This window comes from Phenylobacterium kunshanense, from assembly GCF_003254525.1.
Lineage (GTDB): Bacteria > Pseudomonadota > Alphaproteobacteria > Caulobacterales > Caulobacteraceae > Phenylobacterium > Phenylobacterium kunshanense.
This window is the reverse complement of the sequence record NZ_QFYS01000002.1, coordinates 432289-454785: the sequence shown is the minus strand read 5'-3', so window position 1 is coordinate 454785 and position 22497 is coordinate 432289. Positions and strand designations below refer to the sequence as shown.

Here is a 22497-nt window from a genome sequence, read left to right as displayed (position 1 = left end):
GTCCGCCATGAACAAGTCCCTCACGCGCATCGCCCGCGGCGCCACCCGGCGCGAGGCCCTCGTGGTCGGCGCCACCCTCGCCGGCAGCACGCTGCTGGTCGGATGCTCGGTCCCCGAGGTCCTCTCCGCCGGATCCAAGGTGAAGCCAGGCGCGTTCGGCCCGTTCCTGAAGTTCGCCGCCGACGGGACGGTCACCGTCGTCTCCAAGCACATCGAGTTCGGCCAGGGGAACCACGCCGGCCTCGCCGCCATCGCCGCCGAGGAGCTCGACGCCGACTGGTCGAAGGTGAAGGTGGAGCAGGCGCCGGCCAACGCCAAGCTCTACGGCAACGTCAACATGGGCGGGACCCAGGGCACCGGCGGCTCGTCGGCGATCAACAACAGCTGGACCCAACTCCGCACCGCCGGCGCCGCAGCCCGCGCCATGTTCGTATCGGCCGCGGCTGCGAAGTGGGGCGTGCCTGCCTCGGAGGTCACGGTCAGCAACGGCGTCATCGCCCACGCCTCGGGCAAGCAGGCCGGCTTCGGCGAGCTGATCGAGGAGGCGGCCAAGGTCGCGCCGCCGGAGAAGCCCGTCCTCAAGAACCCGAAGGCGTTCACCCTGATCGGAACCGACCGGGTGCGCCGCAAGGACTCCCAGGCCAAGAGCGACGGCACGGCCCGCTACACCCAGGACGTCCGCCTGCCCGACATGCTGACCGCCGTGGTGGCCCACCCGCCCCGCTTCGGCGCCAAGGTCGACACCTTCGACGCCGCCGCGGCGAAGAAGGTCGCTGGCGTGGTCGACGTCTTCGAGATCGAGACCGGCGTCGCGGTCGTCGCCCAGTCCACCCATGCCGCCCTCAAGGGGCGCGAGGCCCTGAAGGTCACATGGGACGAGTCCAAGGCGGAGACGCGCGGCTCGGCCCAGCTTCTCCAGCAGTACCGCGACCTCGCCTCCGGCAAGACCGCCGCGCCCGAGAAGAACGGCTGGAAAGCCTTCGACTCCAAGGGTGACGCGGCCCGAGCCGCCGAGGGCTCGAACGCCGTCGAGCTCGCCTTCGACTTCCCGTACCTGGCCCACGCCGCCATGGAGCCGATGAACTGCGTGGCCATGGTCGGCAAGGGGCCGCCGAAGCTGATCTTCGGCTCCCAGACCCCGACCCTGGACCAGATGAATACGGCGCGGGAGATACTGAACCTGCCCGGCGCGGTCGAGATCGAGACGCTGTTCGCGGGCGGCTCTTTCGGCCGCCGATCCAACTTCCAGTCCGACTACGTGGTCGAGTGCGTCCGCATCGCCAAGAAGGTCGGCAAGGGTCGCCCGGTGAAGCTCGTCTGGACGCGCGAGGATGATACGCGCGCCGGCTACTTCCGGCCCCTGACGCATCACGCGGTGCGCGTCACCACCGATGCGGAAGGCTTTCCCGCCACCTGGCGCCACCGGATCGTCACCCAGTCGATCATGAAGGGCGCCCCTCCCGGAGCCCCGACGGCCGAGATCGACTTCACCGCGGTAGAGGGCTCCATGGGCTCGCCCTACCTGAAGGCGACTCCGATCGTGGATGCGCAGCTCATCACCCCGGACGTCGGCGTTCCGGTGCTGTGGTGGCGTTCGGTGGGCGCGACACATACCGCCCACGTAATGGAGCACACCATCGACATCCTGGCCCGCAAGGCCGGCAAGGACCCCGTGGAGTACCGCCGCGCGCTCTACCAGAAGGCCGGCGCGAACCGTCATCTCGCGGTCCTGAACCTTGCCGCCGAGAAGGCCGGCTGGACCACCCCCGCCCCCGCCGGCTGGACGCGTGGCGTCGCGGTCCATGAATGCTTCGGCTCCGTGGTCGCCCAGGTGGCCGAGGTCAAGCTCGAGAACGGCAGCCCGAAGGTCGGACGCGTGGTCACGGCCATCGACTGCGGCACGGCCATCGCGCCCGACCAGATCGCCGCCCAGATGGAGGGCGGGACCTGCTATGGCCTCTCGGCCGCCCTGTTCGGGGAGATCACCCTGACGAACGGCAAGGTCGACCAGGGCAACTTCGACACCTACCGCGTCCTGCGAAACTCCGAGGCGCCGACCGTCGAGACCTACATCGTGCCGTCGAGCGCGCCGCCCACCGGGGTCGGCGAACCCGGAACGCCGGTGATCGGCCCCGCCGTCGCCAACGCGCTCCTCGCCATCGACGGCCAGCCGCGCCTGTCCCAGCCGTTCGTCAGGGCCTGACCGCCCGGCCGGACCGGTCCGAGCTTGGCCGGTCCGGCGCGACGCATGCTAACGAGCGCCCATGAACTTCGACCTCATGCGGCTGATCGCGGCGCTGCTGGTGGTGGTAAGCCACACCTTCCCGCTGGCGGGCGAGCCGCCCGTGCGGATCTGGGGGGTCGAGGACCTGGGCGCGCTTGGCGTCTCCATCTTCTTCGTCATCAGCGGCTACCTGGTGACCGCCAGCTATGTCCGGGACCCGAAGAGCTACCTCGCCAAACGCATCCTGCGCATAGAGCCTGGCCTCATCGCCTCGCTGGTGGTGACGGTGGTGTTGCTGGCGTTCGTCACCACGGCGCCGGCCGCGGAATACTGGCCCGCCGCCGGCCTCTACGTCCTGCGCAACGCCCTGCTCTATCCGGCCACGTACGAGCTGCCCGGCGTCTTCCAGGCCGCGCCGATGGCGGGGGTGGTCAACGGCGTGCTGTGGACGCTCCGGCTAGAGTTCACCTTCTACCTGGTGCTGATGCTGGTCCGCGCCCGCCCCGCGCTGATCTACCTGCTGCTGGCGGCCTGCGCCGCTGTCTGGCTGGTGATGACCTTCGCCGTCCCGGGCTGGGCGGACGACAAGGTCACCCGCATCGCCTACCTCGGGGCGCGCAACGGTCTGCTGTTCTTCGCTGGCGCGGCGCTGCAGATCCGAGGCGCCCAGGTCCCGCTCTGGCTGGGTGGAGTGTCGCTGGGCCTCTTCCCGTTCCTCGGACCGCTCGCGTTGCCCACGGCGGTCCTGGGCCTGGCCCGCCCCGGCAAGCTGCCCGCCGACCTCAGCTATGGGGTCTACATCTACGCCTTCCCGGTGCAGCAGTGGCTGGCGGTGAACGGCCAGCTCAATGTGGCGACCGCCATCGCCGCCACGCTGCCCTTCGCGCTCATGAGCTGGTTCCTCGTCGAGCGCCCGGCGCTACGCCTGAAACCCGGTCCGCGCCCGGCCTGGTGACGCCTCGACTCCGCCCCGGATCAGGCGGTACAGGTCGCCTCTGGAATCGAAGGTAAGGTATGAGCGCGCGGTCGGAAGCTCTGGCGACGCAGGTGGCGCGGGTCCGCGAAAGCGGCGTCCTCGGCCGCTCGCAGGGACTTTCGCGCCTGTTCGACTACCTGGCCGACCCGGCCCACGCCGGCCGCACCCTGCGCGAGGCCGATGTGGCGCAGGACGTCTTCGGCCGGACGATCGATCTGTCGGGGGACGCCTCGGTGCGGGTCTACGTCCACCGCCTGCGCCGCAAGCTGGACGACTTCTACGCCGGCCCGGGCGCTGGTGAGCCCTATCGCCTCGTCATCCCGGTCGGCGACTATCGTCTCGATCTGGCCGAGGCGCCCAATGCAACCGCGCCCTCGGGAATGCGATCGCGCTGGGTTTGGCCCGCCGCGGCAGCGGCCGCCCTGCTACTGGCGCTCAACGCCGGCGCCTGGTGGCTGATGGCCTCGCACGACGGTCCGGGTCGCGAACTCGCCCACGTCACCGCGTCGCCGCTGTGGGCCGGGCTGGGGCGCGAGCGTCCAGTGATCGTGGTCGTCGGCGACTACTACATCTTCGGCGACACCGAGGGCGGCGAGGCGCCCGCGCGCATGATCCGCGCCTTCGACATCAACTCACCTGCCGACCTCGACGCCTGGCTGCTGGACAACCCGGCCTTCCAGGGCCGCTACGTCGACCTGGACACCTGGTACACGCCGGTCGGCGCGACCGTGGCCCTGCGCGAGGTGATGCCCCTGGTCCGGCAGGCGGCCGCCGGACCGGACCGCGTGAAGGTGATCACCGCCTCGCGCCTGACGCCCGACCAGATGAAGACCGCCGACATCGTCTACGTCGGCTATCTCTCGGGCCTGCGCCTGCTCCAGACGCCCGTGTTCGAGCGGTCCCGGTACGCCATCGGCGCCACCTATGACGAACTCGTCGATCGGAAGACCGGCGAGGCCTACGCCTCCAGCGCCGGGCCCGCTTCAGGCGATCGGCCGAACCGCGACTACGGCTACATCGCGGCTTTCCGCGGCCCGGCGGGCAACCGGTTCGTGATCATCGCCGGAGCCCGCGACATAGGCGTCATCCAGGCCGCCGAGCTCGTCGCGGACGCCGACGCCTTGAGAGCCATGGGACCGGCGGGCGCGGCCTTCGAGACGCTCTACGAAGTCGACGGCGTCGGCCGCACCAATGTCGGCGCCCGGCCCGTGGTCGCCAGCCGATAGCCCCCGGTCAGCCTCCATTCAGGCCGGCGATGCGAAACCCGCTGCGAAACCTGACCCCCGAATTCGCGTACATGAGCCCATGCGTCTGATCCTGCTGACCGCCGCCGTCGCCGCCATCCTGCCCATTTCAACCCGGGCCGCATCGGCCCCGGCCGAGCCGCGTGGCGTCGCCGCGGCGTTCGGCAACACGATCAAGGCGCTGTACCCCGACGGCCGCTACCAGAGGCTCTGGCTGCGCGCCGACGGGACCTGGGAGGCGGTGGGCCGACGCGGCAAGTGGTCCTCTGGCCGCTGGACCCAGAAGGATGATGAGGTCTGCCTTAGACAGTCGCGGCCGTTCCCCGCGCCCTTCCGCTACTGCACCCGCTTTCCGTCCGACGGCGGCCTCGGGGTGCAGTGGACCTCGCGCGACATGAACGGCGAGCCGATCAAGCTGACGGTCGTGAAGGGCATCGAGCGCCCGCCGCCCCCCAAATAGCGGCACGGCCCTGCGAACACGTCGTCGTGATCATGGCCAAGCTTTCGCGGCGATTTTATTGGACAAATTCCCCGCGTTCCCGCGGGACGCGAGGTCAGCAACCTGAAGACGCGCGGAATGGGTCCGCAATCCTGCGGGTAAGGCTTGCTTTGTCGTTAACCATTGATGAGCGTGCGCGGCTGAATGCCGCAGGGGGCGGCGTTTCGCTCAGACGGGAAAAGCAGATGCTCAAATACATGATCGCCGGGGCGCTCGCCCTGGCTGCTACGGCTGCGCATGCGACGGTGGTCACGCCGTCGGATCTGCAAGGCTGGAGCGCGATTAACGTGGCGGGCGCCGGGACGGTGGCCATCACCGACACCTACAAGCCGGCGGGCCACACCGGCTCGCTGGAATTCAGCACCGGCGGCGGCAGCTCCAAGGCCGACTTCCGGCACGCCGTGAACGGTTCGCTGGGCGATCTCATCAGCAACGGCGCGCTGAGTTTCGACTTCTACGTGGACTCGGCGGGCACAGCAGCGTCGCACCTCGCGCCGGCGTTCCGCCTCGCCTACTACGATGAACTCACCCAGAAGTCGGGCTACCTGATCTGGGAGAGCGTCTACAACGGCGGCGGGATCGTCGAGGACACCTGGATGTCTAATAACATCCTGGGCGGGAACTTCTGGATGCGGGCCTTCGGCGCACCCAGCGTCACGATTGAGAAATACAGCGTGACGCTCGCCGACTGGGCCTCGGGGACCAGCTTCGCCAACCCCAACTCCCACGTCCTCAGCGCGGCCACGAGGATCATCGGCGTCGAGGTGGGCGTCGGCTCCGGCTGGGCCGGCGCGTTCAAAGGCGCGGCCGACAATGTGAACGTCAGCTTCGGCACCGCGGGCCAGGGGGTGAACGCCAACTTCGAGGTGGGCGCCGTTGTCCCCGAGCCCGCCACCTGGGCGATGATGATCCTGGGCTTCGGCGCGGCTGGCGCGGTCCTGCGTCGCCGCCGCTTCGCCGTCGCTGCCTGAGCAACGTCGCAGGTCAACAGCAGCGCCCGGGGTCCAGAGATCCCGGGCGTCAGCCTGTCGTCCGCTGAAGCGGATCAGTCCGCAGCTTGAACGCCGGCTGCCTCGGCGGCCCAATGCTCGGCCACGGTCCGGGTCACCGACTGCATGAAGGCGAGCCGCGCAGGCACCGGCTGGCGCGTGTGGCGCAGCATGACCGCCACCGCATAGGTCCGGCCGTCCGGCGCGGTCAGCAGGCCGACGTCGTTGATCCCCACCGAGGCCCCTGCGAAATCCTGGCCGGTGCCGGTCTTGTGCGCGATGGTCCAGCCGGGCGGCAGGCCGCCCTTGAGCCGCCGTGGACCGGTGCGCGCCTGCTCCATCAGGCCGATCAGCCGCTGGGTGGACGCCGCCGACAGCAGCTCGCCCCGATGCAGGGCCGCGAGAGCCGCCGTGATCGCGGCCGGCGTCGTGCCGTCCGGCGGATCGGCGAGGTAGGCGTCCAGGGCTTCCTTCCGCACGTCCATCGGAAGCGCCTGACGCGCGGCCTGGAAGTTCCAGCCGATCCCGTAGTCCGCCTGCCAGACCAGCCCAGCCGTGCGGGCCTGGAGGTCGCGCTCGTAGGCGCCCACCTTCACGGCGGTCAGCCCCATCTCATCGAGGGTGGCCGCCACGCCTTCGGGCCCGCCCAGCTCGCGCATCAGCCGATCGTTGGCGGCGTTGTCGCTTTCCACCAGCGCCCGACGCAGCAGGTCCGACAGCGGCGTCGTGTAGCCGGCGGGTCCGATCTTGTAGCTCACGGGCTGGAAGAAGACCGAACGGTCCGCCTCGGTCAGGGTGAGCGGCGCCTCCGGGTCCAGCCGCCCCTCGTCGGCCGCTTTCATCACCGCGATGGCGACCCACAGCTTCGAGACGCTCTGCTGGGGATAGGGGCGATCCCGGTCGACGCCGGCGGTCCAGCCCGCCTGCACGTCGGTGACGGCGATCCCCACCTCCTCGCCGTAGTCGGCCGCCAGGGCGTCCAGTCGCGACTGGAGAGCCGCGGGCGCCTTGGCGGGGCTCCTGGCCAGGATGTCGAGGCGCGTTGCGGTCAGCGGCCCCGAGGCCAGCTTGGCGGCGCGATCGGCCGACACCAGCCCGCCGGCCAGGCCCGCCGCGATAGTCAGGCCGACGAACACCAGGCCCCGTCGGCTACCGATCAGCCGGTTCCGGACTCTACGCCTCCTGCCGGCCATGGGTCACCAACGCTCCCGCTACTCAGCCGTCTCCACACCCCGGGTGGTGATGGTCGTGGCCCTCATGCCCACCCCGGACTTCCACCGTCACATGGGAGAGGCCGGCCAGTCCAGCCAGCCGGGCGCGGTACGTCGCCACGGGCTTCGGAGGGTCCGCGGCGATGATCGCGATCGCCGCATGATGCCCAGGACCCAGGCGCCAGAGATGCAGATCGATCACCCGCTCGCCGCCGTCCGACAGGCGCCGGCGCACTTCGGCCGTGAGTTCCGGCGAAGGGTTGATGTCGAGGAGCGCGGCTCCGGCCCGCTTCAGCAGGGTCCAGGCGAACTGCGCCACCAGGACCGCGGCCAGCACCCCGGCCAGAGGATCGGCGAAGGTGAACCCCAGCCGACCCGCGAAGATGGCCAGCAGCGCCAGCACGCTCACTGCGGCGTCGGCCGTCAGGTGCAGGTGGGCCGCGGACAGGTTGAGGTCGCCCTGGGGATCGTAGCGGTCGGCCGCCACCTTGGTCGGCTTGAGGAGCCACATGCAGACCAACGTCACCACCAGGCCGCCCATCGCGATCGGCAGCGCATCCTCGTAGTGCACCTCGCCCGGGTTCAGCAGACGATGAACACTCTCGGCCGCCATCAGCACGGCCGTCACGGCCAGCACCACGGCATTGGCGAAGCCGGCCAGGTAGCCGACCTTGCCGGTGCCGAAGCTGAAGGCGGGATTGCCGGCGTGACGGCGGGCGAGGGCATAGGCGGCTGCCGCCACCAGCAGGGCCGCGACGTGGGCCGCCATATGCAGGCCGCTGGCCATCAGGGCCATCGAATGGGTCGCCAGGCCGCCCGTCACCAGAACGACCAGCGTCGCGGCGCAGATGAGGGTCACGAGCCATGTGCGCCGCTCGTTGCGGCGGTGGTCCGCCCCCAGATAGGTGCGATCTTCGCGGAAGGCGTCGAGTTCTGGGCGGTCCGCGGTGGTCATGTGTTACTTTATAACGGCCAATTCGGATAACGCCAGCCCACGTAACGGCACTTCATAAGTTCCGCCACCGCGACTACATGGTCGCCCATGACCACCGCCGCCACCGACAAGATCCCCGTCACCGTGCTCACCGGCTACCTTGGAGCCGGCAAGACCACGTTGCTCAATCGCATCCTCTCAGAGGACCACGGCAGGAAGTACGCCGTCGTGGTCAACGAGTTCGGCGAGGTGGGGATCGACAACGACCTCATCGTCGGCGCCGACGAAGAAGTGTTCGAGATGAACAACGGCTGCGTCTGCTGCACGGTGCGCGGCGACCTGATCCGCGTCCTCTCGGGGCTGATGAAGCGCAAGGGCAAGTTCGACGGCATCATCGTCGAGACCACGGGCCTGGCCGATCCCGCGCCGGTGGCCCAGACCTTCTTCGTCGACGACGATGTCCGCGCGCGGACCGAGCTCGACAGCGTGACCACCGTGGTCGACGCCAAGCACCTGCCGCTACGCCTCAAGGATTCCCGGGAGGCGGCCGAACAGATCGCCTTCGCCGACCAGATCATCCTCAACAAGACCGACCTGGTCTCGGAGGCCGAGCTGGCCGAGGTGGAGCGGGCCATCCGCACGCTGAACCCCATCGCCCCGATCCGCCGGGCCCAGCGGTCGAACGTGCCGCTGGACGCCATCCTCGGCCGCCACGCCTTCGACCTGTCACGCGTGACCGAGCTACAGCCCGACTTCCTGAACCCGCCACACGGCGAGGCAGGCCACGTCCACGACGAGCACTGCGACCACGACCATCATCATCACGATCATGATCATGGTCATGGGCACGCGCATGACCATGGGCATGACCACATCCACGACCATGTCGCCGAGAGTGGGATCGGCTCGATCTCGCTGACCGCCGACCGGCCGATCGACGGGAACAAGGTCACCGCCTGGCTGAACAACGTCCTGCAGACGCAGGGCGTCGACATCCTGCGCGCCAAGGGCATCCTGGACGTGAAGGGCGAGGACCGGCGCCTGGTGTTCCAGGCGGTCCACATGATCCTCGAGGGCGACTTCCAGGGTCCCTGGAAGGACAGCGACAAGCGCTACTCGCGCCTGGTCTTCATCGGCCGAAACCTAGACGAGGCGTCGCTGCGGGCCGGCTTCGAAAGCTGTATCGCCGCCTAATCAGGCGGCGATCGGCGCCTGGGTGACCAGCCGGCGCAGGCAGCTTGCGGCCACCACGTCCGGGCGGAGTTGTCCGCACCAGGCCGAGCTTCGTCCGCCCCGCCACTCCAGGATGAGCCGGCGGCCTTCCAGCCGGTACCGACCCCTGTGCCGCATGGCCCCGACGGCCACTTCCACGACCTGCCACATGTCCGTTGCGCCTCTTTCGCGCGTGTTCGAGGTCGTTCTGACCCCCACCGTTGGGACCAGGGTTAAGCCGTCAGGGTTGCACGGCGATTAATGATGAACGCGGGTCTTCAGAAATCCTCGCCGACCAGCGCGACCTTGTCGTAGCCCGCCACGCGTAGGCGGTTCATCACCGTCATCAGATCCCGGTATCGGACCCCCACGTCGGCCCGCAGGTTTATCCGCGTCGCGTCTCCTGGCGGGCCGGCCTTGGCCGCCACCACGGCCGCGAGCGTATCCAGCGCGGTCGCCTGCTCGCCTACATAGAGGCGCCCCTGCGCGGTCAGGCTCACCACTACTGGCGCGGCCTGGGTCTGCGGGGCCGCCTGGGCGGTCGGCAGGTCCACCTTCACCGACACCGTCGAGACCGGCAGCGCCACCATGAAGATGATCAGCAGCACGAGCATGACGTCCACGAAGGGGGTGACGTTGATGTCGGCGTTCTGGCGGACATCCCAGGCGCCGGAGGATTGGGTCGAAAGCGCAGCTCCCATGTGCCATCTCCATGTTGGGTGACGCATGTAAGATATTACAGTTGTAGCCTTCTGCAAGAGGGTACGAAAAAGCCCGCCCGAGTCTCCCCGGGCGGGCTCTTCGTATTCGGGTCTCCGAAGGGCCTAGAGCTCTTCGTTGATCAGGGCCACCTGATAGAAACCGTTGCCCTGGAGGGTGTTCATGACCGCCATGAAGTCCCCGTAGACCACGTCGCGGTCGGCGCGGATGTAGACGCGCTGTTCGGTCGGCGGCAGGGTCGGGTCATCAGCGGTGAGGCGGGTCGACAGATCGGCGGTCAGACGCTCGAGCGACGTGGGCTGCTCGCCGATGAAGACCTTCTGGCCACGCTGGATGTTGATCAGCGTCGGCTCCTTCACCACCGTCCCGGGGGGCGGCGGGATCGCCGGCGGCAGGTCGAGCTTGATCGACACCGTCGCTGCGGGGATCGACACCATGAAGATGATGAGGAGCACGAGCATGACGTCCACGAAGGGCGTCACGTTCATATCCGAGTTCTGGCCGAGGTCGAATTTGGATCCGCCCCCTCCGCCGACCTTTGCACCCATACGTCCTGGTTCCCTAACCTGTAGGACCCGCGCAGACCGGGCCTCTCGCGGCGACCATTGGCAAGCCGGTTCGGGCTTGTAAAGCCGAAAGCGCGGGAACGGCGTTCGACCGCGACAATCGCCCCCATGCTTGCCCGCGGAGGCGCCGGCGCCTAGGAAGCGCGCCATGACCTTCGCCTTCGACGCCTATGTGACGGCCGCCCTGTTCGACCGGGCCGGCCGCGCCGTCTTCGCCCTCGGAGACGGAACCGTTCGATTCACTACGGGTGAGACGATCGACGCCCACCCGGACGGCGCCTGCCTCTCGGCCTGCCTCCCCCCGACGGGAGAAGGCGTGCTCACCGGCGGCGACGATGGGCGGGTGGTCGTATCGACGCCAGCGGGCGCCCAGGAACTGGCCAGGATTCCGGGCCGGTGGATCGACGTCGTCGCCGCAAGCGCCGAGTCGAAGCTGCTGGCCTTCGCCGCCGGGCGCGAGCTCCACGTGCGTGACGCGGCCGACCCGGCGTTCTCGCGGGTCTTCGTCCATGAGAAGTCCATCGCCGACGTCGCGTTCGATCCCAAGGGTCGCCGGCTGGCCGCGGCGACCTATGGCGGGATCTGGCTCTGGTACGCGCGGATCGCCGACCAGAAGCCCGCGATCCTCAAGTGGGCCGGCAGCCACATAGCGGCGGCCTGGAGCCCGGACGGCAAGTTCCTGATCTCGGCCATGCAGGAGAACCAGCTCCACGGCTGGCGCGTCGCCGACGAGAAGAACATGCGGATGGGCGGCTACCCCTCGAAGGTACGCAGCCTGGCCTTCATGTCGAAGGGCAACCTGCTGGCCACCTCGGGCGCGAACGGCGCGGTCTGCTGGCCGTTCGCCGGCGCCACGGGTCCGATGGGCAAGCAGGCGGCCGAGATCGGCTACGAGGAATCGGCCCTCGTCACCCGCGTCGCCGCCACGCCCGACAAGCCGTGGCTGGCGGCCGGCCTCGACGACGGCCGCGTGTGGGCCGCCGACGTGACCGGCGAGCGCCTGGTCCACCTCAAGTCCGAGAAGGGCCCGCCGATCACCGCCCTCGCCCTGTCGCCCGACGGAAGGCACGTGGCCTGGGGCGACGAGGACGGCGGCGCGGGCGTCGCAGAGGTCGGCTAGAGCCTACTTCCACGCCCCGTAAGGGTCCTTGAACGGCTTGCCCAGGGCCTCGGCCACCGCCGGGTGGGTCACTTCGCCGGCCAGGACGTTCAGGCCTTTAGCCAGGTGGACGTTCGTCTTCAGCGCGTCCAGGCCCCTGTCGGCCAGCTGCAGGCCGAAGGGCAGGGTCGCGTGCACCAGCGCCTCCGACGAGGTCCGCGGGGCGGCGCCCGGCATGTTGGCCACACAGTAGTGGACCACACCGTCGATCGTGTAGGTCGGCTCCTTGTGGGTGGTCGGCCGGCTGGTCTCGAAGCAGCCGCCCTGGTCGATGGACACGTCGACCAGCACAGAGCCGGGCTTCATCTGCGACAGGTGCGCCTTCTTCACCAGCTTCGGCGCCGAGGCGCCGGCGGTCAGCACCGCGCCGATGACTACGTCGGCCTTCAGCACCTCCTCGTCCACCGCGTCCTGGGTGGAGTAGCGGGTGATGACCCGGCCCTGGAACATGTTGTCCAGGTCGCGCATCCGCGGGATCGAGCGCTCGACCACCACCACCTCGGCGCCCAGGCCGGCGGCCATGCGGGCGGCGTTCATGCCCACCACGCCGCCGCCCAGCACCAGCACCCGCGCCGGCGGCACGCCCGGCACGCCGCCGATCAGCAGGCCCATGCCGCCGTTGTGCTTCAGAAGGGTCTCGCCGGCCGAGAAGACGGCGATCCGCCCCGCGACCTCGGACATCGGCGCCAGCAGCGGCAGACCGCCCGCCGGGTCGGTCACCGTCTCGTAGGCGATGCCCGCGCAGCCGCTCTTCAGCAGCCCATCGGCCTGGGCCGGATCGGGCGCCAGGTGCAGATAGGTGAAGAGGATGTGGTCCTTCGTGAGACGCGCCCATTCGACCGGCTGCGGCTCCTTCACCTTCACGATCATCTGCGCGGCGGCGAACACCGTCTCGGCGTCGGGCGCGATCGTCGCCCCGGCGCGGACGTAGAGCGTGTCGTCATATCCGGCGCCCAGGCCCGCGCCCGCCTGCACCATCACCTCATGCCCGTGGGACACATATTCCCGCACCGCGGTAGGGGTCAGGCCGACCCGATATTCGTCCGGCTTGATCTCGCGGGGCACGCCAACGCGCATGATGTGACCTCCCAGGGTCGGATATTGCTGTTAGCGCTGCCTTTGAGGGAATGGGCTTGCGGGGTCAAGGGGGCGAGGATGGACCCGGCCTCGGCAAATCGCCGTCTCCCGGCTAGAACTGGCGACATGCGCCGCCGCCACTTCCTAGCCCTCGCCGCCGCTGCTTCGGCTTCTCCCGCCCTCGCCGCGGCGCCCCGCCCTATCACCGTGATGAAGTCCCGGGGCTGCGTCTGCTGCGATGGTTGGGTGACCCACATGAGGCGGGCAGGCTTCGCGCCGAAGGTGGTGGTTGTCGACGACCTGCCGCGGGAGTGGCGGCGCTGGGGCGTGCCGGACACCCTGTCCTCGTGTCACATCGGCCTCATCGAGGGATACGTCACGGTGGGGCACATTCCGCCTGCTGACATTCAGCGCCTGTTGCGCGAACAGCCCAGCGCCCTAGGCCTGACGGTCCCCGGCATGCCCTTCGGCTCGCCGGGGATGGAGCGGCCGGACGGCCGGCGCGAGGCCTACGAGACCCTGCTCCTGCTGCCGAACGGCCGCACCCGCGTCTTCTCACGGCACAGCTGATACCGCGCCAGCGGCTTCAGTGCGTCGCCGGGGAGTTCTCGCTGATCTCCTCCAGGGTCCGGCCGACCTGCTTGGCGCCGTATTCCTGAGCCACGTCGCCGAGCGACAGGATCCCGGCCAGCCGGCCGCTTTCGTTCAGCACAACGAGGCGGCGGATCTGCTTGCCGCCCATCTTGGCGGTGGCGTCGGCGACATTGTCGTCCTCGGCGCAGGTCTCCACGCCCTCGGTCATCACCTCGGCGACGGGCGTATCCAGGCCCATGCCCTCGGCGACCACGCGCAGAACGATGTCTCGGTCGGTGATCAGGCCGACGACCTTGCCGTCATCCGTCACCGGCACCGCACCGGTCTCGATCTCGGCCATGGTCCGGGCGACGTCGCGGATCGTGCTGCGGGGGGTGGCGGTGACCACCTGGGCGGTCATGACTTCACTGACCTTCATCGGGTTCTCCTTGGGTTGGATGTCGGCCCCAAGAACCCGTTCGGCAGCGAGCCGTTCCGCCTAACCTGCGCACGGCCACGGCGTGGTGATCGACCCCACAACCTGGGCTAGGCTTTCCCCATGAAGCGAGTCTCCGCCCTTGGCCTGCTGATCGTCCTCGCCCTGGCGCCCGCCGCCCAGGCCGCGTGCGAACCGCCGCAACCGCCGCCGGCCTCGGAGCGTCCTGTCCCGCCCGCGCGTCCCGCACGGCCCAAATGCGCCGAGATCAACGCCTGCGGTGAGGGCGTCGCTGACAAGTTCAATGCCGAGGTGAAGGCCTTCAACCTCAAGGCCGGCGCCTTCAAGGGCGAGGCTCAGACATATGTGGACCGGCTCAACGCCTACGTGGCGGCCGCCGGCGCCTATGCGAAGTGCGAGGCCCAGGCCCTCAGCGCCGCTGCAGGGATGACACCCCCGCCATAGCCTCGATCACAGCACGCAGGCGGTCAGGCCCTCGTTCCGCACGACCCGGGCGTTGCGGTTGATGCTGCCGGCCCGGCGCTTCACGTACGGCCCGGGCTTCGCCGCCTTCCAGCCGAGCGGCTTGGGCAGGATCGCCGCCAGGCGGGCCGACTGCGCGGCCGTCAGCTTGCTGGCCGGGACCTTGAAGTTTCTCTGGGCCGCCGCCTCGGCGCCGTAGACGCCTGGCCCCCATTCGATGGAGTTCAGATAGACCTCCATGATCCGTTCCTTGCCCCAGCCGACCTCGATCAGGACGGTGAACCAGGCCTCCAGCCCCTTTCGCACCCAGTCGCGCTGGGGCCAGAGGAAGACGTTCTTGGCGGTCTGCTGGCTGATGGTGGATCCACCGCGCAGCTTCTTGCCCCGGGCGTTGGCCTCCATGGCCTTCTCGATCGCCTCGATGTCGAAGCCGTGATGCTGGCAGAAGCGGGCGTCCTCGGCCGCGATTACCGCCCGCACCAGGGTGGGCGAGATCTTCTCCAGCGGGACCCAGCGGCGGTCCAGGCCCTGCCCCTCGAACAGCCGCTGCACCATCAGGAAGGTGATCGGCGGCGGAACGAAGCGATAGACCGCCACCATGATCACCGGGCCGACGAACAGCACGATCACGGCGGCCGCGATCACGGCCTGCACGAAACCCCAGAAACCACCCTTGCCCCGTTTCGCCACGTGCGCTTGCCTTCCCCTTAGGGGCGGATGCTAGGGGCGATTCTTCACCGTCCGGTCAATGGGGCACCGATGAACGTCTCCGAAGCTGTCGAACGCCGCATCTCGGTGCGGGCCTACACGGACCAGCCGGTCGCCGGCGCCGTGGTCGCCGAGATCCTGGAACGCGCCGCGCGCGCGCCCTCGGGCGGCAACCTGCAGCCGTGGCGCGTCTACGCCCTGGCGGGTGAGCCCCTGAAGGCGCTGGCGGCCGACGTGGCCAAGAACCCCATGGGCGAGCCCATGGAGTACGACGTCTATCCGCCGAACCTCTGGGACCCCTTCCGCACACGCCGGTTCGAGAACGGAGAGCAGCTCTACGCCAGCATCAGCGTGCCGCGCGAGGACAAGGCCGCGCGCCTGCGCTGGTTCGCCCGCAACGCCGAGTTCTTCGGCGCGCCCGTGGGCCTCTTCTTCTGCCTCGACCGCAAGCTGGGCCCGCCACAGTGGGCCGACCTCGGCATGTATATGCAGACGGTGATGCTGCTGGCCGTCGAGCGCGGGCTCGACACCTGCGCCCAGGAATTCTGGGCCCGCTATCCGCTTACTGTCGCCCGGCACTGCGGCCTGCCCGAGGACCACATGGTCTTTTCCGGCATGGCCCTCGGCTATCGCGACGAGGCCCACCCGATCAACGCCTGGCGCTCCACCCGCGACCGGATGGATACCTGGTGCGAGCTCAAGGGATTCGAATGACCGCCAGCCGTCTCGTCCTCCTCGCCGCCATCGCCGCGGGCGTCACCTACGTCGGATCCTGGTTCTGGATCGACCTGCCGCCGGCCGCCTCGGTGGTCTGGAAGGGCGCTGGCGTCGGTCTGCTTGCCGTCTGGGCCGCGATGAACGCGCGTGGTCTCGACGGCTGGCTGATCGCGGCGGTGCTGGCCTTCGGCGCCCTGGGCGACGTTCTGCTGGAGACCCACGGCCTGGTGACCGGCGCGCTGGCCTTCCTGACCGGTCACCTCCTGGCGATCTGGCTCTACCTGAAGAACCGACGCACGACCCTCGCCGCCGGGGATTGGGCGGGCGCCGGCGCGATCCTGGTGCTCATCCCCGTCGTGGCGTTCCTGCTGCCGCCCGACCGCGCCGGCGCGCCGGGCATCGCCCTCTACGCCACGGGCCTCGCCGCCATGGCCGCAGCCGCCTGGCTCAGCCGTTTCCCGCGCACCCTGGTCGCCGCGGGCGCCCTGATGTTCGCCGTGTCGGACCTGCTGATCTTCCTGCGCACCGGCAGGCCCGCCCTGGATGGCTTCCCCATGGGCCTTGCGGTCTGGGGCCTCTACTTCGCCGGCCAGGCCTTCATCGCGCTCGGCGTCGTGCGCGCGTTGAGAGCTCGCTAACCCTCTCCTTTCAGCCGGCCTTCACCCCGGTCGTTCACATTGATCCGCAACCCAGGGTCGATGGAACGCGATGCGCCTTACTCCCCACAGGCTGATGCGGGCGCTGCGTCTCGGCGCGGCGCTTCTGGCGCTGGCGACGCCCATCGCGCTGGCGGGGCCGTTCAAGTATCGCGACCTCGGCCTGCCGTTCCCCGACACCGTGGCGCACGCCCTGCTGTTCTACGCCCTGACCCTGGGCGCCTTCGCCGCGCTTCCCCGGTCCCGGGCGCAGGAGGTGGCTGTCTCGATGATCGGGGTTGGAATCGCCAGCGAGCTCGTCCAGGCCATGGTCGGGCGCCAGATGTCGCTGCAGGACCTGATCGGTGACGGCGTCGGCGTCGCCTTGGCCTACGCCCCCATCGCCATCACCCGCCTGCGCGAGCTGGCCCGCACGCACCCGCACCTGACGTTCGCGCAGATCCGACGCATGGATCGCCGCCGTGGCGGCCCCGGCCTGCCGGCGCCGGCGGAGGAGCCGGTGGCGTAGGCCTTCCCTTTCGCCGCAATACCCGCGCAACATTCGGCGCGACCCTTACGGCGCAACGACAGGGAGGCTCCGCATGTGTGACGACGACATCCACGTTGGCCTGGTCCACGACCCCAAGGTTTCGCGCCGCACTTTCGGCCTCATGACGGTCGCCGCCGCCGGGGCCGCGGGCTCCGCGTACGCCGCCGACGTGGTCGAGAAGGACGTCGAGGTGAAGACGGCCGATGGGATGGCCGACGCCGTTCTGTTCCATCCCTCCGGCAAGGGGACGTGGCCGGCGGTCCTGATCTGGACCGACATCGCGGGCCTGCGACCGGTGTTCCGGGAGATGGGCCGTCGGCTCGCGGCCCAGGGCTATGTCGTACTTGTGCCCAACCCATTCTACCGCTCGGTGAAGGGCCTGGTGGCGACGCCCGGCTTCAATTTCGCCAACTCCGGCGATCGCGCGCGGGTGATGGGCTATCGCCAGGCCATGGAGGCGGGCGCCGACGGCGACGCCAAGGCCTATGTGGCGTTCCTCGACGCCCAGCCGCAGACCAACCGGAAGAAGAAATTGGGCGTGCAGGGCTACTGCATGGGCGGTCCGCTCTCGTTCCGCACCGCCGGCGTCGCCCCCGACCGCATCGGTGCGGTGGCCAGCTTCCACGGGGCCGGCCTGACCACCAAGGAGCCGTCGAGCCCGCACCTGCTGATCCCGAAGACGAAGGCCAGCTATCTCGTCGCGGTGGCGAAGAACGACGACGCCCGCCAGCCGGAGTCCAAGGACATCCTGAAGGCGGCCTTCGCCGAGGCGAAGCGTCCGGCGACGGTGGAGGTCTACCCCGCCGACCACGGCTGGTGCGTGAAGGGCAGCCAGGTGTACGACGAAGCCCAGGCCGAGAAGGCCTGGGCCGAGCTCACGAAGCTCTACAAGGCGTCGTTGGGTTAGCGCTGGCCGCCCTGGTCGCCTCGGTCGGAGGGATCTTTCATCCCCTGCTGGCGATCCTGACCGCCCTGGCCGGAACCGGCCTGATCGGATCGGCCGGACTGGTCGTCGCGCTCGCGACGCTCGCCCTGCTGCTGCTGCTGGCCGGGCTGCTGGCGCATGCCGCCCTGGTCCTGCTGCTGCGGCTGGCGGCCGCCCTGTTCGCGTTCCATGTTGTTGTCGTTGTTCTGGCCCATGTGACTTTCCTTCTCTTCGGGTTGGACAGGCCCCTAAAGCTGCGAGCGGCGTGAAGGGTTCGAGCTGCGCCGCAAACATTTCCAGGAGGCCTCATGAGCGACCGCGCGACCGACGACATCGTGGCGCTGCTGCCACCGCTGCTTCGCGCGCTGGACCGGCTGGCCTTCGCGGCGCGCTACCTGCACCCGGGCGACCTGCCGGCGATCCTCGAGGCCTGCGGCGACGTCGACGCCGCGCTCGCCGCCGAGCGCCCACGCCTCGACGCCTGGCCCCACGAGCTGGCCCACGTCCGCCTGCCACTGAGTACGGCCGCGGACGAGGCGCTGACCGGTTTCGCGGCTCTGCGCGACGCCGCGAACGGGTCGAGCGACCTCACGGCCGCCTTCCGCGCCTTCCGGCATCTGCCGCGCGCCGAGGAAGCGCTGTTCCCGCTGACGCGTGGCTTGCCGCCCGTCAGTCGCTTCTTCCTCGACGGCGATCATCGCGACGACATGGCCCTCGCGATCCGCCTGGCCGAGGCGCCGCCGAGGCCCGACGTGGGCGTGATGCACTCCGATGCCGAGCCCGGCGGCCGCGGCGGCTTTTCGATGTTCGTGCCCGAGACCTACGCCCCGGAAACGCCCCTGCCGCTGGTCGTGGCGCTGCATGGCGGCAGCGGCAATGGCCGCGCCTTCCTCTGGAGCTGGGTGCGCGCGGCCCGCACCCGCGGCGCGATCGTCGTGGCGCCGACCGCGATCGGCCAGACCTGGGCGCTGACGGGCGACGATGTCGACACCCCCAACCTCGGCCGGATGGTCGACTTCGTGCGCAGCCGCTGGGCGATCGATCCCGAGCGCCTCCTGCTCACGGGGATGAGCGACGGCGGCACCTTCTCCTATGTCGCCGGCCTGGAGCCGACCTCACCCTTCACCCACCTCGCGCCCGTGTCAGCGGCCTTCCACCCGATGCTGGCGACCTTCGCGGACCCCGGCCGCATGGCCGGGCTTCCGATCCACATCGTCCATGGCGCCCGGGACTGGATGTTCCCGATCGCCATGGCGCGCGAGGCGGCCCAGGCGCTCCGGGGCGCGGGCGCAGCCGTGACCTATCGCGAGATCGACGACCTCAGCCACACCTACGCCCGCGAGGTCAGCGCCGGGCTCCTGGACTGGACGACCGGCGCCTGACCCGGGCCGGCTACTTCTCCCACCAGTACGGCGCGCGCTTGCGATCCCCTGTGACCACCTCGTTGAGCGTCCGCGCGTCATAGAGGCGGCCACCCAGCATCACCTGGCTGACCTTCTCGCTGTTGCGGATGTCGGCCGTGGGGTCGGCGTCCAGCACCACCAGGTCGGCCAGCTTGCCCGGCTCCAGCGAGCCGATGTCGTGCGCCATGCCCAGCGAGCGGGCGGAGACGATGGTTCCGGCGGCCAGCGCCTCCACCGGGCTCATCCCACCGCGGACGAACGACCACAGCTCCCAGTGCGAGCCAATGCCGTTCTCCTGGCCATGCGCCCCGATCGAAACGGGCACGCCGCGCTTGGCCAGCTTGTGCGCCTCGCGGGCGTTGTCGTCGTCCACATAGTCAGCTTCAGGCGCCTTCTGGCGGCGGGCGTTGTCGGCGACGAGGCGGGTCGGCGGCACGTGGGCTTTCAGTAACGGCTGGTCGAAGACGTCGGTGGCGGCCCGCCAGTAGGGGTCGCCCGCCGGGCCGCCGTAGCTCACCACCAGGGTTGGCGTGTACGCGGTCTTCGTCTGGCTGAAGAAGCTCAGCACGTCCTCGTACAGGACCGCCTGCGGGATGTTGTGCTCCAGGGTCGAGTTGCCGTCGGCGACGATGGTCATATCCAGGCCGAACAGCGAGCCGCCCTCGGCCACCACCTGCATGCCCTCCTCGCGCGCCGCCTGGACCAGTTGCTGACGCTGCTCACGGCGCGGCTGGTTGTAGTTCTTCAGGCTATGGGCGCCCTGCGCCTTGAGGCGGCGGACGTGGGCCAGGGCGTCGTCGTAGCCGTTGATCTCGGCATGGATGCCGGCCTGCCGCGCGCCGTAGACGATCTCGCCGGTGGAGAAGATGCGCGGGGCCAGAATAAGGCCCGCGCGCTGCATCTCGGCGGCGGCGAACACCTCGGCGGCGCGGTTCGAGGGGTCGTGCACGGTCGTGGTCCCGAGCGCCAGATTGACCATGGCCGACCAGTTCTGCTGCGGGACCAGCTCGTCCGTCCCGTAGTGGCCATGCGCATGGGCGTCGATCAGGCCGGGAATGATGGTCTTGCCCGTGGCGTCGACCACCTTCGCGCCTGCCGGAACGGTGACGTCACCTCGCTTGCCGACAGCCAGGATGCGGCGCCCCTGCACCACGACCACGCCATCCTCGATCACGCCGCCGTCGGCCGCGGCCATGGTGACCACCTTGGCGCCGGTCAGCGCCACGACACTCGACGGCCTATCGGCGGCCCGCTCCATGGAAAGGGACACCCCCGACTTCGGCGGCTCGAACTTCGGCGCGTCCTCGCCGGCCGGAGCGGAGCGGAACAGCGCGTCGGCCTGGACCGTGTAGACCGTGGGGCCCATGCTCCAGTGCAGCCGCCTGCCGCCATCCGACCAGTGGACCCAGTCCGCGCCGCCGGAGGACGCCTTGGTCACGGGCATCGGCCCGCCCTTAGGCTCCACCTTCACCGCCTGGCCGCCGGGCATCAGCGGCATGACGCTGACCTCGTAGTTCTGGCGGAAGGCGACGACGCCGCCGTCGGGAGAGACGATGTAGTCCGAGACCAGCTCGCCCTCGGCATGTACCCGCTCGGCCTCGCCCGACAGGTCGGTGCTGACCAGGAGCTGCTTGCCATCCTTGGACGTGGTCATGAACACGCGGTCGTTCGCGGCCCCGAACTGCGGCGCGCCGCCGTCGCGGGCTATCCGCTCCGCCGTCCCGCCCGTCGCAGGCACGCGGTAGACGCCTGGGTTCTCCGACCAGGCCCGCGCGGTCAGATAGCCGCCGGCGCGCTTCTCGAAGACGATGGTCCGGCCATCCGGCGAGAACTGCGGCCGCGCGTAGTGGCCCGGCTCGCGCGTCACGTCCTTGGCCGTTCCGCCCGCAGCGGGCACGGTCCGCACCCGGCCGAGATCCCGATCGCTCCACGCGACGAAGGCGATGGTCCTGCCGTCGCGCGACCAAGCGGGGAACAGCTCAAAGCCGGCCTCGTCGCCCTTGGTCAGCCGCCGCGCCTCCCCGCCGGCCATCGGCTTGATCCACAGCTTGCCGAGCGTCTCGAACACCACCTGCTTGCCGTCCGGGGACACCGCCGCGAACCGCGCCATCTTCGTCGTGAAGCGGTCGGGCGAGACGTCCACCTTCGGGTGCGGCGCATCGATCACGTCGCGGGTGTCGCTGACCTTGAACGGGATCACCGCCGCGTTCGTCCCGTCGGCGTCCACCCGCCGGATCTTGCCGCCGGCCCAGAAGACGATCGTCTTGGAATCGGGCGTCCAGTCCATGTTCGGATAGAGTCCGGTGACCGCCCAGGTCTCCTGCACGTCCTGGTCCAGGGCGTCGTAGACCTTCGTCTCGACGCCGGAGGCTAGGTCCTTCACGTACAGCTTCGACTTCGTCCGCTCGCGCCGCACGAAGGCGATCTTCTTCCCATCCGGCGACGGTGTCGGCCGCACCGAACCGCCGGGCCCCGAGGCCACCGTGCTGGTCTCGCCCGTCTCCAGGTCGTAGCGCTCGATGTTGAAGAGGTCGGTGTTGGAATCCTGGGCGTACTCGAAGATCGGGCCCGGCGTGACGTTGCGGGTGAAGTAGACGCCCTTGCCGTCAGGGGAGAACGTCGGCTCGCCCAGCTCCTTCTGGTGCCGCTCGTTCACCCGCTTCACCAGGGGCACGCCGCCGCCGCCGGACACGTGGTACAGCCACACCTCGCCGGTCCCCAGCGACCGCCCGGTGGTGAAATGCTTCTTGGCGGCGATGAACTTGCCGTCGGGGCTCCAGGTTGGCTGGTTCAGGAGCCGGAAGTCCTCCTTCGTCACCTGCCGCTTGTCGGACCCGTCGACGTTCATCACCCAGATGTTGTCGCCGCCCCCGCGGTCGGAGGTGAAGGCTATCCGCTGGCCGTCGGGCGAGAAGCGCGGCTGCACCTCCCAGGCCAGGCCCTCGGCGATGCGCTTGGGCGCGCCGCCGGCGGCCGGCATCACATAGATGTCGCCAAGCAGGTTGAAGGCGATGGTCTTGCCGTCGGGGCTGACGTCGAGGTCCATCCAGGTCCCCTCGTCCACGTCGATACGCACCTGACGCAGGGTCGCCCCGGCCGGGGCGTTCACGTCCCACTTCGGCGGCTTGGCGGGCGGATCGGCCGCCTGGGCCATGAGCGGCGACAGCGCCACGGACGCGGCGAGAAGGACAGCAAGCCTGGATTTCATGGAGCCCCCGGATCAGGAGCCGACATGACTACCAATCCGCCGCCGACG

General features: G+C 69.7%; 24 protein-coding genes. 14 read left to right on the top strand and 10 right to left on the bottom strand.

The genetic code is table 11. From position 1 onward, the window contains the following. The first annotated feature begins 7 nt into the window (after positions 1 to 7). The 5 genes from DJ019_RS06525 (at position 8) to DJ019_RS21160 (ending at position 5914) form a co-directional block, all read left to right on the top strand. Complete coding sequence (locus DJ019_RS06525) at positions 8 to 2203, top strand: xanthine dehydrogenase family protein molybdopterin-binding subunit (RefSeq protein ID WP_111275169.1); 2196 nt, start codon at positions 8 to 10, stop codon at positions 2201 to 2203. Positions 2204 to 2264: 61 nt separating this feature from the next. Further along, entirely contained in the window at positions 2265 to 3179 is a 915-nt protein-coding gene (locus tag DJ019_RS06520; protein ID WP_111275168.1) for an acyltransferase family protein, read from the top strand. A 59-nt stretch (positions 3180 to 3238) separates the two neighbouring features. After that, positions 3239 to 4426 carry a helix-turn-helix domain-containing protein gene (locus DJ019_RS06515; RefSeq protein WP_111275167.1) on the top strand — a complete coding sequence of 396 codons (1188 nt, stop codon included), beginning with the start codon at positions 3239 to 3241 and terminating at the stop codon, positions 4424 to 4426. 79 nt (positions 4427 to 4505) lie between these two features. Then, on the top strand, positions 4506 to 4904 hold the full coding sequence (locus DJ019_RS06510) for a hypothetical protein (protein ID WP_111275166.1): 399 nt from the start codon (positions 4506 to 4508) through the stop codon (positions 4902 to 4904). A gap of 224 nt (positions 4905 to 5128) precedes the next feature. Continuing rightward, positions 5129 to 5914, top strand: a complete 786-nt coding sequence (locus DJ019_RS21160; RefSeq protein WP_205854098.1) for a PEPxxWA-CTERM sorting domain-containing protein — start codon at positions 5129 to 5131, stop codon at positions 5912 to 5914. 74 nt (positions 5915 to 5988) lie between these two features. Here DJ019_RS21160 and DJ019_RS06500 read toward each other — a convergent pair whose 3' ends face one another. Then, positions 5989 to 7125: a serine hydrolase gene (locus DJ019_RS06500; protein WP_111275165.1), complete on the bottom strand. Its 1137-nt coding sequence runs from the start codon at positions 7123 to 7125 to the stop codon at positions 5989 to 5991. 22 nt (positions 7126 to 7147) lie between these two features. Continuing rightward, complete coding sequence (locus DJ019_RS06495) at positions 7148 to 8098, bottom strand: cation diffusion facilitator family transporter (protein ID WP_111275164.1); 951 nt, start codon at positions 8096 to 8098, stop codon at positions 7148 to 7150. Positions 8099 to 8185: 87 nt separating this feature from the next. On the opposite strand from DJ019_RS06495, the gene DJ019_RS06490 reads away from it, so the two are divergent. Then, positions 8186 to 9271 (top strand): CobW family GTP-binding protein, encoded by a 1086-nt coding sequence (locus tag DJ019_RS06490; RefSeq protein WP_111275163.1) that lies wholly within the window; start codon positions 8186 to 8188, stop codon positions 9269 to 9271. Here the strand turns inward: DJ019_RS06490 and DJ019_RS06485 are convergent, their stop codons facing one another. The 3 genes from DJ019_RS06485 to DJ019_RS06475 all read right to left on the bottom strand — a co-directional run bounded on the left by DJ019_RS06485 (position 9272) and on the right by DJ019_RS06475 (position 10557). Further along, positions 9272 to 9460: a hypothetical protein gene (locus DJ019_RS06485; RefSeq protein WP_111275162.1), complete on the bottom strand. Its 189-nt coding sequence runs from the start codon at positions 9458 to 9460 to the stop codon at positions 9272 to 9274. A 107-nt stretch (positions 9461 to 9567) separates the two neighbouring features. Next, positions 9568 to 9990, bottom strand: coding sequence for a biopolymer transporter ExbD (locus DJ019_RS06480; protein ID WP_111275161.1), 423 nt, complete (start codon positions 9988 to 9990; stop codon positions 9568 to 9570). A gap of 123 nt (positions 9991 to 10113) precedes the next feature. After that, complete coding sequence (locus DJ019_RS06475) at positions 10114 to 10557, bottom strand: biopolymer transporter ExbD (protein WP_111275160.1); 444 nt, start codon at positions 10555 to 10557, stop codon at positions 10114 to 10116. A 166-nt stretch (positions 10558 to 10723) separates the two neighbouring features. On the opposite strand from DJ019_RS06475, the gene DJ019_RS06470 reads away from it, so the two are divergent. Next, positions 10724 to 11695 carry a WD40 repeat domain-containing protein gene (locus DJ019_RS06470; protein WP_111275159.1) on the top strand — a complete coding sequence of 324 codons (972 nt, stop codon included), beginning with the start codon at positions 10724 to 10726 and terminating at the stop codon, positions 11693 to 11695. Between the two features lie 3 nt (positions 11696 to 11698). Here DJ019_RS06470 and ald read toward each other — a convergent pair whose 3' ends face one another. Beyond that, positions 11699 to 12811: an alanine dehydrogenase gene (gene ald, locus DJ019_RS06465; protein ID WP_111275158.1), complete on the bottom strand. Its 1113-nt coding sequence runs from the start codon at positions 12809 to 12811 to the stop codon at positions 11699 to 11701. A gap of 255 nt (positions 12812 to 13066) precedes the next feature. Between ald and DJ019_RS06460 the strand changes: the two genes are divergently transcribed. Continuing rightward, positions 13067 to 13381, top strand: a complete 315-nt coding sequence (locus DJ019_RS06460) for a DUF411 domain-containing protein (RefSeq protein WP_240606386.1) — start codon at positions 13067 to 13069, stop codon at positions 13379 to 13381. Between the two features lie 16 nt (positions 13382 to 13397). Here the strand turns inward: DJ019_RS06460 and DJ019_RS06455 are convergent, their stop codons facing one another. Continuing rightward, positions 13398 to 13823, bottom strand: a complete 426-nt coding sequence (locus DJ019_RS06455; RefSeq protein WP_111275156.1) for a CBS domain-containing protein — start codon at positions 13821 to 13823, stop codon at positions 13398 to 13400. 120 nt (positions 13824 to 13943) lie between these two features. Here DJ019_RS06455 and DJ019_RS06450 point away from each other — a divergent pair, with 120 nt between their 5' ends. Then, the gene (locus tag DJ019_RS06450) at positions 13944 to 14285 is read left to right on the top strand and encodes a hypothetical protein (protein ID WP_111275155.1); all 342 of its coding nucleotides are present in this window, start codon (positions 13944 to 13946) and stop codon (positions 14283 to 14285) included. 6 nt (positions 14286 to 14291) lie between these two features. Here the strand turns inward: DJ019_RS06450 and mtgA are convergent, their stop codons facing one another. Continuing rightward, positions 14292 to 14993 (bottom strand): monofunctional biosynthetic peptidoglycan transglycosylase, encoded by a 702-nt coding sequence (gene mtgA, locus DJ019_RS06445; RefSeq protein WP_111275154.1) that lies wholly within the window; start codon positions 14991 to 14993, stop codon positions 14292 to 14294. 69 nt (positions 14994 to 15062) lie between these two features. On the opposite strand from mtgA, the gene DJ019_RS06440 reads away from it, so the two are divergent. The 4 genes from DJ019_RS06440 (at position 15063) to DJ019_RS06425 (ending at position 17820) form a co-directional block, all read left to right on the top strand. Next, positions 15063 to 15725: a nitroreductase gene (locus DJ019_RS06440; protein WP_111275153.1), complete on the top strand. Its 663-nt coding sequence runs from the start codon at positions 15063 to 15065 to the stop codon at positions 15723 to 15725. Further along, positions 15722 to 16366, top strand: coding sequence for a lysoplasmalogenase family protein (locus tag DJ019_RS06435; protein ID WP_111275152.1), 645 nt, complete (start codon positions 15722 to 15724; stop codon positions 16364 to 16366). The genes DJ019_RS06440 and DJ019_RS06435 overlap by 4 nt, the downstream gene beginning before the upstream one ends. A gap of 70 nt (positions 16367 to 16436) precedes the next feature. Further along, positions 16437 to 16892, top strand: coding sequence for a VanZ family protein (locus DJ019_RS06430; protein ID WP_133255255.1), 456 nt, complete (start codon positions 16437 to 16439; stop codon positions 16890 to 16892). A 73-nt stretch (positions 16893 to 16965) separates the two neighbouring features. Continuing rightward, positions 16966 to 17820: a dienelactone hydrolase family protein gene (locus DJ019_RS06425; RefSeq protein ID WP_111275150.1), complete on the top strand. Its 855-nt coding sequence runs from the start codon at positions 16966 to 16968 to the stop codon at positions 17818 to 17820. On the opposite strand, the gene DJ019_RS06420 is transcribed toward DJ019_RS06425, so the two are convergent. Next, positions 17817 to 18053 carry a hypothetical protein gene (locus tag DJ019_RS06420; protein WP_111275149.1) on the bottom strand — a complete coding sequence of 79 codons (237 nt, stop codon included), beginning with the start codon at positions 18051 to 18053 and terminating at the stop codon, positions 17817 to 17819. The two genes, DJ019_RS06425 and DJ019_RS06420, sit on opposite strands and share 4 nt — an antisense overlap. A 93-nt stretch (positions 18054 to 18146) precedes the next feature. Between DJ019_RS06420 and DJ019_RS06415 the strand changes: the two genes are divergently transcribed. Next, positions 18147 to 19220 (top strand): carboxylesterase family protein, encoded by a 1074-nt coding sequence (locus tag DJ019_RS06415; protein ID WP_111275148.1) that lies wholly within the window; start codon positions 18147 to 18149, stop codon positions 19218 to 19220. 10 nt (positions 19221 to 19230) lie between these two features. Here DJ019_RS06415 and DJ019_RS06410 read toward each other — a convergent pair whose 3' ends face one another. Further along, positions 19231 to 22449: an amidohydrolase family protein gene (locus DJ019_RS06410; RefSeq protein WP_111275147.1), complete on the bottom strand. Its 3219-nt coding sequence runs from the start codon at positions 22447 to 22449 to the stop codon at positions 19231 to 19233. Positions 22450 to 22497: the final 48 nt, after the last annotated feature.